The sequence below is a fragment of the Limibacter armeniacum genome (assembly GCF_036880985.1).
Classification (GTDB): domain Bacteria; phylum Bacteroidota; class Bacteroidia; order Cytophagales; family Flammeovirgaceae; genus Limibacter; species Limibacter armeniacum.
Genome location: NZ_JBAJNO010000009.1, coordinates 354,455 through 368,675, shown reverse-complemented (window position 1 = coordinate 368,675; position 14,221 = coordinate 354,455). Strand labels below are relative to the sequence as shown.

Sequence of the window (14,221 nt, the reverse complement as noted above, 5' to 3'; positions counted from 1 at the left end):
GAATCAATTATTTTTCATTAAAAACATATGTAAGTTTTTAAGTGATTAAACGAAATCAACTTTACAAACACCATTTTAAGATGAATGTATCGCAATTGAAATTAGGCAGACAGGTTGCAAAGCCTTATTAGCATTGCCTGAAATTGAGAGAACATGATTTTGACTTTGCTAATTGTGAAAACCACTTTTCTACTTACATCCCAAGAATGTCTCTGATGGGGGAAAATCAAGATGATAGCGTAAAATAATGGGTATAAATAACAGAAACCGCTATCGGGAAATTTTCAACCCATTTGAATATGCTTTATTCTTGGAAAAACCAATCGATACTACTGACCCTATTAACCTTTTGTTTGTTAGCCTTCCCTTGGGTCAGTAGTTGTGCACAAACCACTTTTACTTCTGTAGCTTCAGGTAGCTGGGGTTCAGCGGCTACTTGGGATCTGGGTAGTGTACCCACCTCTATTGATAATGTAGTAATAGCAGATGGAGATACCGTCTCGATGCTAACCTCAACGACAGTAAATGATCTTGTAGTCGATGAAGGGGGTGAATTGGAGTTGGGGAATAATAAGCGACTGCTTGTTGATGGAGACCTTACGGTAGATGGAACAATTGAGTTATTGGAGATAGGAAGTGTCAGTGTTGTAGGGGTATGGTTGCGTACAGCAGGCAAAACACTTAGTGGTAATGGTATTGTCAAACATGTTCAGGACATTACGGATGGGGAAACAAATGGACTCTTTTATTTTGATGCGGATATTTCAATAGCTTCAGGTGCAGCGCTGACTTTTATTACAACTGATGAGGGCTATACAGACTTTTTACATATATCAGCAGGAGCAACTGTTACAAACAATGGGACTATCAACTTGAATGGTATTGGAATTATAGCAACTGATACATCAAGCAAATGGGTGAATGAGGCAAATGCCTATTTGTCGGTTCAGGGAGCAATGATGGAAGCTGGTACACTGGAGGTATCAGCTACAGGAAATACCATTGAGTATAGCGGAGATGAAAACCAAACCATTAAAAAAAGTACTGACGGGGTCTATAACCACCTTATTTTATCTGGTGGAGGGATCAAGAATCTTGGGGCTGATATAACTGTCAATGGATATGTATTGATCAGCAGTACATTCAACTCAAATGGGTATAATCTTGATATAAAAGGAGACTGGACAAACAATGGAACATTTGAAGAGGAAAACTCAACTGTGACTTTTTCGGGTTCATCAGCCCAAACCATCAGTAGTATAGCTGGTGAAGCTTTTTATAACCTGACTGTGCAGAAGCAAGGAGCCATATTGTATTTAGCAGAAGACTTACAAGTGGAAAATAGCATTGATATAGACAATGGCTATATCGATTCCCAATCTTATATCTTGACATTAGGTACAGGTAGTGCTAATGAAGGAATACTTTCATTGAGTGGGACAGCTATTGTAATTGGTAAGTTTGAGAGATGGATTACACAAACAGGTATCGCCTATCAGTTTCCACTAGGAACCACTGCTGCCGATAATTTGATGACACTTACATTCCATAGCTTAACAGCAGGAACATTGATAACGGAATTTGTAGCGTCTTCTCCTGGCAGTATTGCTTCCCCTCCCTTGGTCGATAACTCTCATGATATTTATAACCTTTATACCGATGGGTATTGGTCTGTCTCAAAAGATAATGGGTTTGTTTCTGCTGATTATGATGTTTTGCTTTATGCTGATGGCTTTTCTTCATTTACCCCTAATTACGATACCAGAATTATAGCAAAGGAGCTTGGTAGTAATGATTGGGAGGCTAATGGAAGTCATGTTGATTCCCCCTCTACATTTGTGTCTCCAACTATTAAAAGGTCTGGAATGTCATTATTTCCTGTAGCGTTGGCACTAGGTGAAAATGATGACTGTAGCTTTCCTGCCACTTCTGAAATATCCGGTTCAGAAGTGTTGTGTATCAACTCGACCAATGAAGAATATACTGTCGTTGGGGGTTCGGGTTCCAGTTTTAGTTGGCATGTTTCTGAAGGAGTGATTGATGCTTTCAATGATGGCGTTTGGAATACAATCTCAACCACAACCAGCTTGACAGGAGTTGACTATACAGCGATTAGGGTTGATTGGGGAAGTCAGTCAGGTACGGGCGAAGTAAGTGTCATTGAGGATAATGCAGGGACAGGAGGTTGTGGAGAGGGTACAGTACAAAACTTATCTGTATTAATACACCCATTTGTTGGGGAAATAACGGGTAGCACTAATCTAATGGTTGGAGCAACTGCCACCTATCAAGTAGAGGAAGTGTCGGGTTATACTTACACTTGGGTGGTAAATGGAGGAACCATAGAGTCTGGACAGGGTAGTAATGAAATAACGGTTAGTTGGGGCAGTACTGTTGGAGAATATGAGCTTTCTGTAACAGGAAGTAATACAAGTCCTTGTGGAGGTGAGACTTCCCCTGCCTCTTTATTGAATGTGAACATTTACGAAGGTTTTAAGAGCGTTACAAGTGGTAATTGGGAAGATGGCAGTACATGGACATCCGGTACAGTGCCAACATCATTAGATAATGTAAGAATCAAAAGTGGGCATACGGTCACAATTTATAGTAATGCAGTTGTAAATGACTTGGAGGTTGAGAGTGGTGCAACGTTGGTGATTGACAATAACCAACAACTGGAAGTAAAGGGGAATCTTTTGGTTAATGGAATACTACAATTGGATGAAGGAGGTGCGGTTGATGCTGAAGGTGGACTGTTAATGTCAGGAAGTGGTGTGGAGTTAGATGGAACGGGTAGTATTACCAGCAGTCAGTCACTGAATGCAGATGCAATTCCTATCATCAGGTTAGATGGAAATATTAAAGTTGTAGCAGGTGCTAACTTAACATTTTCTGTCTCAGATACGGATTACTCACACTTTATTGAAATAGGAGAAAGTAAAATTATCACCAATTATGGAAAAGTATCGGTAAACAAAGACCTCATAGGAGAGACAGGAAGTAAATGGATCAATAAAAGTTCGGCTTACTTATCCATTGAAGGAACTTTGCTTTTTGAGTCTACAGCTGTTTTAGATGCCCGAGATGAAGGGAATACGATTGAGTACAGTGGCAGCGGAGATCAGTCGATAAAACTATCGGAGGAAGGAACATATGGAAACCTTATACTTTCGGGGTCAGGTATTAAAAGTTTGAGTGAGGAAACAACGGTTACAGGAGACTTGACGATATCTGCTACACTTGACCTGAATGGGTTCAACCTGACATTAGAAGGGGATTGGGTAAACAATGGCAGTTTTAATTATACCACTGAAAAGGTAATATTCAGTGGCGAAACTGATCAGCAGTTATCATCCAGTGCATCAGCTACTTTTTATTGGCTTGAAGTGTCCAAAGAAGCTGGTTCGCTTATCCTGACAAAGGATATCACTGTTGAGCATATGCTAAACCTAGAACTAGGTAATATAGAAACCCAAGGTTATACCTTAACACTAGGAACAGGCACTTCTAATCTAGGTACATTGCAATACGTTTACCCTGCCTCAGTTTCAGGTTTTTTCAAAAGGTGGGTCAATTCAACCAATAAGAACGGACTGGTCTTACCATTGGGGTATGATGAAGAAGCAAGGTATGTAGAACTGACTTTTAACAATAGTCCATCAGGAACAATAAAAGGAGTGTTTACAGGAAGTGACCCGGGATCACAGGGATTGACTTTGGATGATAATGGCACATCTATCTTCAACGCTTTTAATGAAGGCTATTGGAAATTGGTTACAGGAGATGGTTTTTATTCCAATGATTATGATTTGAGTCTTACAGCCGATGGGTTTGAAAGTTATGCTGTATCATCTTCACATGTGTTAGTCAGGGCAAACAGTAATAGTGACTGGACGGTTGAAGGAACACATGTTGCCGCAACTGAAGATACTGCCAATAGGTTTGGAATGAATACTTTGAGTGCGGAGTATACTTTAGGGGATATAACTAACTGTGAAGAACCTGAATTATCCTCAATTGATGGGGCTACGTCAATTTGTATTGAAAGCGAAGAAACCTATATAGCATTGGGAGGGTTAAGAAGCTCGACATATTCATGGTCGATTTCAGGAGGTAGCATTACAGGTTATGACGCAGGTGATGGTTGGGTTTCCGTTTCAGAAACTACTTCCCTCTCAGGAGAAGGTTTCAGGTGGATAAAGGTGTTGTGGAGTACTGAAGGAGGGCAGGGGACTTTATCCGTGATTGAAAACAATTCCTTCGCACCAATGTATGGTTGTGGTGATAGCTATCCAGTTACTTTAGAGGTAGAGATTCACCCAATGACGTTAGCTGATATTACGGGAACAAGCTCAGTAGGAACAAGTCAGACCGTAACCTATTCAGTCGATACTCATGATAATTATACCTACAATTGGACTTGTACTGATCCAGATGCTGTGATTGTTGGCAATGGTACTTCAGAAGTAAGTATAACTTGGGGTGGTACTGAAGGAACTTATACTGTAAGCGTTTCGGCAGAGAATACATCTCCATGCTCCAGGATGTCAACATCGACAGTAAAACTAGATGTAGATGTGACGGAAGTAATAGTTAGTAATAGCAGTGCCGGATGGGAAAATACGACAACTTGGACTCCAAACAAGGACCTTACTGCTACGGATAATATCAGGGTATTAAGCGGACACACTGTAACAATAACTACAAGAGAAACCATCAATAACCTAGAAATTGAAGAAGGTGGAAAATTGGTGATTGATAACAATGTATCACTTGAAGTGTTGGGTGACTTAATTGTTGATGGTGAAATAGAATCACTTGAAAGTGGACAAATTGATACAGAGGGCTGTCTGACCTTATCTGGAGATGGAGTGGCTTTATCAGGAAGTGGATCAATATATAATTATCAGACCATTGCAGGTGGTGAAACTTTGTCTCTCTTTCGATTGGAAGGGAATATTAGTATTGAAGCAGATACTGACCTATCATTTGAGGTTTTGGATAATGCTTATGCCAATGCAATTGAAATAGGTACGTCTGCTATCATTACAAATTATGGTCAAGTATCCATCAACAGAAGCCTTATAGGAAATAGCGGAAGTATATGGGAGAATAAGTCGGATGCTGTTTTGGAAATAGGGGGAACGCTTTTGGAGAAGGGAACCTTGATAGCCAATGAAGCAGGTAACCAAATAACTTACAGTGGAGAAAGCGATCAGCTGATCAAGCAGACTTCATCAGGATATTATAATCTTTCTATTGAGGGATCTGGTGTTAAGCGTTTGACTGCGAATGAGGATGTTTATGGGGACCTTACAATCGGGAGTAGTCTTGATGTTACGGCCTTCAATTATCAGCTCGAAATACAAGGAGATTTTACAGTTACAGGCAGTTTTTTACCTCAGTCAGGCAAGGTGACCTTTAATGGAACGGAAGCACAATCAATCAATTCAGCTGTGACCTTCTACGATTTGGAGCTGTATAAAAATGAGGGTGTGTTGTATGCAGCAGCCGATATTACCGTCAGTAATTCACTTAGTTTAAAAGAAGGCAAGTTTGATACGAATGCAGGAAGCCTCTTACTTGGAACGGGAGGCAGCAACTCAGGATCACTTGATTTTTCTCAGCATGATGGCAATGCATCAGTGGTCGGACCTTTTAGCAGATGGATAACCTCATCAGGTGCATATGTTTTTCCTGTAGGAACATTAGGGGCATATAGATATCTCACAATTGATGCTACAATATCTTTATTTGGAGAAGGAGTACTGACTGCTGAGTTTGTAAGTGAGTCCCCTTCCGATAATGGTTTGCCAACAGTAGATGGTACCTATACAGTTAGGAATATATTTCCTGAAGGGTATTGGAGGCTGACCAATTCCTCATCCAATGCTGTAATTATGACTACTTACGATATCGATTTGGATGCCGAAAGCTTTACTGCATTTACTTTGGATGACGATACAAGGGTAATCAGTAGGTCCAATAGCAGCGATGATTGGATAATGAATGGAACACATGAAAGTATTTCACCTCAGGGAGGAGATATTATTGAAAGAAACGGTCTAATCAACACACCTCTGGAGTTTGGGGTAGGTGACGATACGGATTGTACACCTCCTACAACTTCTGCTATTACTTGGGTTTCAGGCAGTGAGTGTATCAATAGTGAGGTCATATATAAGGTAGATAATGCGGTTGGTTCAAAGTATACATGGGAAGTTGATGGCGGGACGATTTACAGTGGGCAGGGAACACATAAGGTGACCGTGAAATGGGGTGACACACAAGGAACCTATACCATTTCAGTAATTGAAAATAACTCAGGAGTATCAAATGGTTGTGGAATAGGAACTGAAATAACAGAAGACATCACCTTGAACCCAATTGAGTTGGGGAGTATATCTGGATCAACAGGTGTCTCTGTTGATCAGAATGGGGAAGTTTATGAGATTGAAGCAACAAGTGGTTATACCTACAATTGGGAGGTAACCAATGGGACCGTTCAATCTGGTCAGGGAACAAGTTCTATTACAGTTGATTGGGGTAGCACAGCAGGAACAGGAACAATACAGGTAACAGCTACATATACAGACTGTAGTGTTTCCTCTGATACAGAATTGACTGTTACGATTTATGAAGAGATTGAGAGTGTCGCTTCAGGCGATTGGGATGATACTGCAACTTGGGAGGGTGGAGTTGTTCCAAATACGGCTTTTAGTGTTAGGGTAAAAAATGGACATACTGTTACCATAACAGGTGATGAAGGAGCTAGAAATTTGGTAGTTGAAAGTGACGCATTTCTGGATATTAATAACAATGTATTGTTGGAAGTGGTCAGTAATCTAGACTTGAATGGGACAATTAGATCTTATGAAAGTGGAACCATTGGAGAAAGCCTTAACCTGTCAGGAAGTAGTGGGACAATTGATGGAGTAGGAAGCATAATACATAATACCTCAGGAAATGAGGTGCTGGTCACTATTTCAGGTAATAAGATGATTGCTTCAACTGCTAACCTGACATTGGATGCAAACGTCCATATTGAATCTGATATAGTGATAACAAATTATGGTGTATTGAGTGTTGGGTTTGACTTAATAGGGGAAGCTTCAACAAGTAAATGGGTAAACAAGTCCGGAAGTTCACTAAGTATAGCAGGAGAATTATTATCAACGGGATTGTTGACTGTAAGTGAAGAAGGAAATACAGTTATATATAGTGGTGCTAACCAAAATGTAACAATACCTGTAAGTAGTTATGGTAACCTTTCGCTTGAAGGTACAGGTACAAAGAGCTTGGTGGATAACTTGGTTATTGAAGGTAATTTACTCATTGCTAGCGGTGCTACCTTGGATGTGTCCTCAAGCAACTACAGTTTATATGTTGGAGGTGATTGGACTAACAACGGGGTATTTATACCTCAGTCTGGAACGGTCATATTTGATGGAGTTACAGATCAGTATTTGACTACGGAAACTTTCTATGGATTGACGACCAATAAGCCTTCAGGCACCTTAATAATGGCAGGAGATGTCTTGGTGACAAATGCTCTGAGTATGACTGAGGGGAATATCAATACGCAAACTAATATTATAAAGTTAGGAGATGGAAATATTGGTACCTTGAATAGGATAACTGGTACGGTGATCGGAACATTTTCTCAAGTTATAGAATCCGGAAATACTTTTGTTTTCCCAGTGGGAAGTACTTCCTCATACAATCCGATTGAGATCTCCTTAAACAGCTTGTCATTGTCTCTTCCATTTATTGAGTCTTCCATTGAGGTAAGTTTTATTGAAGAAGATCCTGCTGCAAGTGGTTGGGATGATGTTAATGGGGCAAATGACTCCGATGATAACCAATTAGTAAGGCACCTGTTTAGTGAAGGATACTGGAGTTTACAGAATAATAATATTGCTTCACTGGCATTTGATGTTAGTTTGACAGCGGCAGGCTTCGAAAGCTATATACTGAATACCAACAATAGAGTCTTGGTAAACAATGGAGGAAACTGGGATTTTTCAGGAAGTCATGTTACTGGGGATGGATTAGTGGTAAGTAGAAATACTGTAACAGGTAACTATTCAGGTTTTGCAGTGGGAGCGGTCGATGATTGTTTTGCCGTATCAGTAACATCAATAATGGGTGAATTTCAGCCTTGTATTTCTACTTCAGAAGTGTATACATGTAATGGATCTACAGGTTCCACATATAGCTGGCAAGTCTCCGGTGGTACAATACAAGGTGGCACAGGCACGGGAACGGATGCCGATCCATCTATTTACAGTGGAATGGATGTCAATAGTGTAACGGTAGATTGGGGTAGTACAGGAGGGGATTATACGCTCAAGGTAACAGAAACCACAACCTGTGATGCGACTGGTACCACAATGACTGAGACTGTCAGTGTAAATCCTGTTATTCCTTCTGAAATAACTGGGGACAACTTCCTTTATCCGGGCACAGTAGATCAGGATTACAGTGTATCTTACCGTGAAGGTTATGCGTATGAATGGAGTATTCTTTCAGGTAATGGGACAATTTCAGGTGCAGATGATACCAATACTGTAACAGTCGATTGGGATGATACCAACGATGGAGAAATATCAACTCTTCAGGTGGCAGTCAAGTATGTGGGGGATGGGGGGACATTTTCCGATGCAGCATTATGTGGCAGTGCTGAGACACAAACATTGGAAGTGAGATTCGAAAATGATTTCCCATCAGCAAATGCAACCATTACAGATGTTTGGAGTAAAGGGACATCTTGGACTGAGGGGGAAGTGCCTCCGTCAGGTGCAGATGTCACGATAAAGTCTGGAGATGAAATCTGGTTGGATAGAAATGACATCAGGGTCAATAACCTGACAGTGGAAGAAGGGGGTATGATTCAGACGGATGGTTATATGTTAACCATTACAGGAAGCCTGATACTGGATGGAGAAATGGCAGGAAATGGAAATGTGACATTTTCAGGAACATCAGATGCAACTATTAGTGGGAATATACTAAATGATACAAATGATGGTATTGTCGAATGTACTTTGAATGCAAACAAGAGTATAACAATATCTTCAGGTAGCTACTTGTTCATCAATGATTTTGTAATAAATACTGGAGTAACCATCACTAATGAAGGGGAAGTTACCATCAACAACGCTTTGTCAGGAATCAGTGAAACGACTTCAGTATGGACAAATAATGCTTCTGCTGTACTTAATATAAAAGGGAGTTTTGACTCTGGTAGAATTAACGCGTCGGCTACAGGAAATACAGTTTATTACAGTGGAGCCGATCAGTCTGTTCGCTTTCCAATCGGATCGCCTGGTTCATACTATAACTTAGTTTTGGAGGGCACAGGAACAAAAACGTTCTCTGGAGATATCGAGGTGACAAATATTCTCATTGCGTCTACCACTGCATTGAACAGTGAAGCGTATACGATGGAGGTAGTTGGGGACTTTACCAATAACAGTACTTTTGTCAGCAGTGGTACAACTGTGATCGGAGGAAGTACAGATTCAAAAGTAGAAGGAACGCCTGTAGCTACATCATTCAATGAGTTGGTAATTGATAAGTCAGCAGGAGCATTTGACTTAGGAGGAGCTAGCAATACTTCTGTCAGCAAGAGCTTGGTGATATCCAATGGTGAACTGGAATCATCTGCAACATTAGATATTAGCTTATCAGGAAACCTGATTGTAGAGCGTACAGGCACACTCAACACATCCAATATTGGCACTGTTGATTTGTCTGGAGATTTTTTATTGGCAGCAGGAGGGAGCTTTACACATAGTACTACGGCATTTGATTTTAGCAGCGCATCTCAACAAAGTATTAACGGCGAAGTAACCATTTATAAGCTAACCAAATCTGGTGGAGGTGATTTAGTGTTGACAGACGGAAATACAACTGTTGAGAATAACTTGACACTGACAAGTGGAAATATCTTAACTACCTCATCAAGCCTATTGATTTTAGGTTCGGGGAGTGCTGTCAGTGGTGGTAGCACTGCAAGTTTTGTAGAGGGCCCGATGAGAAAGGTGGGAGATTCAAACTTCACTTTTACTGTGGGAGCTGAAGGTGTATATGCTCCTTTAGGGATCTCTTCCATTATCAATGGAAGTGCGTCTGATGAATTTACGGCAGAGTATATAAATGCGATTGCTCCTGATAATCAAAACTTGGATGTTGGTGTAGAGCGGGTATCAGGAATGGAATATTGGAACCTGACGAGAGATAGTGGATTTGGAGAGCCTAAAGTGACTTTGTATTGGGAAGATGACGAACGGAGTGAAATTTATGATACTCCTAATCTTTTGGTGGGGCATTACTCTGGGGGGAAATGGGTATCTGAATGTCCTTGTTCGGTCACTGGTTCAGCCGCAGAAGATGGAAGTATTCAGTCAGGTACGATTACAACAGACAGTAATGTGACTTCATTCAGTCCATTTTCATACGCAAATAAGGGAGGTGGTAATAACCCATTACCTGTGGAGATGATATTTTTTGATGCTAGACTGGTTGGAGATAAGGCTGAATTGCATTGGGCTACAGCTTCAGAAATAAATGCTGATAGGTTTGAGGTGGAAAAGTCATTGGATGGAAAAGTGTATAATCCAATTGGGACAGTTGCAGCGGAAGGCAATTCCCTGTCAAGGGTTGATTATGGTTTCGAGGATGAGAATATTGATTTTGGAACAATCTTTTATAGGCTGAAGCAAGTTGATTTGGATGGAAAGTACGAGCTTTTCGGGCCTGAAGTGATCAAAAAAATAAAGCCTTCGGAAGCAATCAATTTATCTGTATCCCCTAATCCGGTTACGGCAGGGAGTTCGTTATTGGTTAGCATGACTGGTGTGGGAGTTTATAAGGCAGGTACAATCAAGCTCATGGATGTAATGGGAGAGTCGTTTCAAACAGTAAATGTAACTTCTGGGAATGCTGGGACATTTAGTGAAAAGATGAAACTGGCACACTTACCAAGAGGAGTTTACCTTGTAACTATTACAATTGACGAGAAACAGTACTCCAAAAAACTTGTCATAAAATAATTACAAAAAGCCACTTCTGTTCAGGAAGTGGCTTTTTGTATAAAGACTTATTTTACTGCATCCAATGCAGCATCATAATTTGGTTCTTGAGCAATTTCAGGGACTTGCTCTGTATAAACAACCTTACCATTTTCGTCAATGACTACAACTGCTCTTGAAAGTAGCCCAGCCAATGGCCCATCAGTAATGGTAAGACCATAATCTTTCTCAAATGCATGGTCTTTGAATTGTGATGTCGGAACCACTCTGTCTAGCCCTTCAGCCTCACAAAAGCGTTTATGAGCAAAAGGTAAATCTTTTGAAACGCAGATAACGACAGCATTGTCTACGCCTGAAATTTTCTCGTTGAAGCTACGTGTAGAGGCTGCACAGATACCAGTGTCGATACTTGGGAAAATATTCAGCACCACTTTTTTGCCTTCATAGTCTTGAAGACTAGTTTCAGACAAATCCGTTTTGGTTAACTTGAAGTTAGGAGCGATAGAACCTACTTCTGGTAGTGTGCCAGCTGTATGAATTTCATTGCCTTTGAATGTGATTCTTGCCATTACTTAATAGTTTTTAGAGTTAAGTTATACTGAAAATTTGCTTATTCTTTTCAGGTTGAACTAAGTTAAGTGATATACCTGAAATGACATACCCTATGATTAAAGAAAAAGCCATGGCATTGAATGCCACGGCCAAGCAATAGATATGAATGATCAGTTCATATATGTTTATTTTCAACCTCTTCCAAGGTAGGATAGTCAATATACCCCTTCGCTCCAGGAACATAGAATGTATCTGGATCTGCTTTTTGAAGGGGAGCATCCAGTTCAAATCTTTTTGGAAGGTCAGGGTTACTGATAAAGAGTGTGCCAAATGCCACTGCATCAACATCTCCATCTTCAATCACCTTATTTCCTTTATTCTTATCAAAACCGGCGTTTGTAACGAATGTACCTTTGTATAAAGGTCGGAAGTGTTTAGCTGTATGCTTGATAACCTTAGGTTCATTGCTGACATCATTGAATGGCTCAGTAAGGTGCAGGTAAGCTAAATCATATTCATTCAGTTTTTTGACGATGTATTCAAACACTTCAATGGTTTCATCATCTGCGAAAATGCTGAAAATATCGTTCAAGGAAGGATTCAGTCTGACACCCACTTTGTTGGAATCCATTACTTCACTGATTGCATCCAGTACCTCAAACAATATTCTTGCTCTGTTTTCTACACTGCCTCCGTATTTGTCCGTACGTTGGTTGGCATTTTTTGAGAAGAACTGGTGCAGCAGGTACCCATTGGCAGCATGTATTTCAACACCATCAAAACCAGCTTTCATGGCATTTTCAGCTGCTTTTTTGAAATCCTGAACAATTTGTGCCACTTCTTCAGTTTCAAGAGCTCTAGGCGTAACAGTTTCTTTAAAACCCTCTTGTGTAAAGGATTTTGTATTTGGATTGATTGCAGAAGGAGCTACTGGCAATTTTCCATCTTGCAGGTCAGGATGTGAAATACGCCCAACATGCCATAGTTGTATAAAAATTCTCCCTCCTTCTTCATGGACTGTGTCTGTTACTTTTTTCCATCCATTTATTTGTTCAGGAGTATAAATACCTGGAGTATTGATATACCCAATACCTTGTGGCGATATTGGAGATCCTTCTGAGATAATCAGTCCAGCAGAAGCTCTTTGCTTATAATATATCTGATGCAACTCAGTCGGGACAAGGCCTTCATTATCAGCTCTACTCCTTGTAAGAGGAGCCATAAATACCCTATTCTTTAATGTGTAAGGGCCTACTTTGATAGGTTGCAATAGCGGTTGATCAGTTTTCATAATTCAATTCAATATTTGAAATAATTGATGTGTAAACTAATTTTATGATGCATCACGCCTATGAGAACAAGCACACGGATAGAAAGTTTAAAAAAACATTTCTGCATGTTCTTAGTTGGTAGCAGAGGTTAACTATCACAAATAGACATTTGCTATTAAGAAAATTAATACATGAAATAATGTTAATATAAATAGGAGTGGATTAGAATCCGCAGTACATTTGTGGTGTTATTAGAATGAGTAAATATACTAGTAGACATGAACAACTTTTTAACAACTTCTTGGGAGTGGTATGTGGCTGGCCCACTAATTACTCTGACAATGTTTCTATTACTTTATTTCGGGAAATCATTTGGTATTTCAAGTACCCTCCGTACGATGTGTGCCATTGGTGGGGCAGGTAAAGTAGCTGACTTTTTCCGATTTGACTGGAGAAGCCAAATATGGAACTTACTTTTTGTGGTAGGGACCATTATTGGAGGTTTCTTGGCTCATATAGTTTTTAAAAATCCTGAGCCAGTACAACTTTCAGCTGACACTTTGCAGTTACTAACTGATTTGGAAGTGGACTTGCCAAAAGCAGGAGCGCTAATTCCAGCTAATTTATTCAGTTGGGAATCACTTTTCACCCTAAGAGGCTTTATTATGATGGTCGGAGGTGGATTTCTGGTTGGCTTCGGTACTAGATATGCAGGAGGCTGTACGAGTGGCCATGCAATCAGTGGTTTGAGTAATTTGCAACTACCTTCTCTTATTGCTGTAATTGGCTTTTTTATCGGAGGTCTCGTTATGACTTATTTCCTGTTGCCATTGATTTTGGCACTGTAATACAATCAACCTAAAGAAACGGAGAATATGTTATTGAAAAGAGGTTTTAAATATATGATGGTAGGCATTCTGTTTGGTTTTGTATTGACCAAGGCAGAAGTTGTTTCTTGGTACAGAATTTTTGAAATGTTTCGCTTTCAGGCATTTCACATGTATGGAGTGATAGGGGCTGCTGTAGTTTTGGGGGTCTTGGTTGTTCAGCTTGTGAAAAGGAAGCAGATGTCGGATGTACGTGGAGAGAAAATCAAGTTTACAGATAAACGAATGGGCTATAAAAACTACCTTCTAGGTGGGACTATTTTTGGCTTGGGTTGGGCATTGACAGGTGCTTGTCCCGGACCTTCTTATATCTTGCTTGGAGCGGGTTACCCTGTATTTATTGTCATTATCCTAAGTGCCGTATTAGGGACATTTGTTTATGGATTATTAAGAAATAAACTCCCTCATTAATTTTAGATTATTCATAGAATTTATCTGAATATATAAACCCTTAGGTAATGGACCTAAGGGTTTT

The 14,221-nt window shown here is 40.0% G+C and carries 5 protein-coding genes; 3 read left to right on the top strand and 2 right to left on the bottom strand.

Annotated elements, in window-relative coordinates; all coding sequences use genetic code 11:
* The first annotated feature begins 299 nt into the window (after positions 1–299).
* Positions 300–11,057, top strand: a complete 10,758-nt coding sequence (locus tag V6R21_RS19185) for a G8 domain-containing protein (RefSeq protein WP_334245172.1) — start codon at positions 300–302, stop codon at positions 11,055–11,057.
* 47 nt (positions 11,058–11,104) lie between these two features.
* On the opposite strand, the gene tpx is transcribed toward V6R21_RS19185, so the two are convergent.
* Both tpx and V6R21_RS19175 read right to left on the bottom strand, forming a co-directional pair.
* Positions 11,105–11,605, bottom strand: coding sequence for a thiol peroxidase (tpx, locus tag V6R21_RS19180; protein ID WP_334245171.1), 501 nt, complete (start codon positions 11,603–11,605; stop codon positions 11,105–11,107).
* A gap of 158 nt (positions 11,606–11,763) precedes the next feature.
* A complete protein-coding gene (locus V6R21_RS19175; RefSeq protein ID WP_334245170.1) occupies positions 11,764–12,879 on the bottom strand; it encodes an alkene reductase in 1,116 nt (371 codons plus the stop codon).
* A 258-nt stretch (positions 12,880–13,137) separates the two neighbouring features.
* Here V6R21_RS19175 and V6R21_RS19170 point away from each other — a divergent pair, with 258 nt between their 5' ends.
* Both V6R21_RS19170 and V6R21_RS19165 read left to right on the top strand, forming a co-directional pair.
* Positions 13,138–13,707, top strand: coding sequence for a YeeE/YedE family protein (locus V6R21_RS19170; protein WP_334245169.1), 570 nt, complete (start codon positions 13,138–13,140; stop codon positions 13,705–13,707).
* Between the two features lie 27 nt (positions 13,708–13,734).
* Entirely contained in the window at positions 13,735–14,157 is a 423-nt protein-coding gene (locus tag V6R21_RS19165) for a DUF6691 family protein (protein ID WP_334245168.1), read from the top strand.
* Positions 14,158–14,221 lie beyond the last annotated feature (64 nt).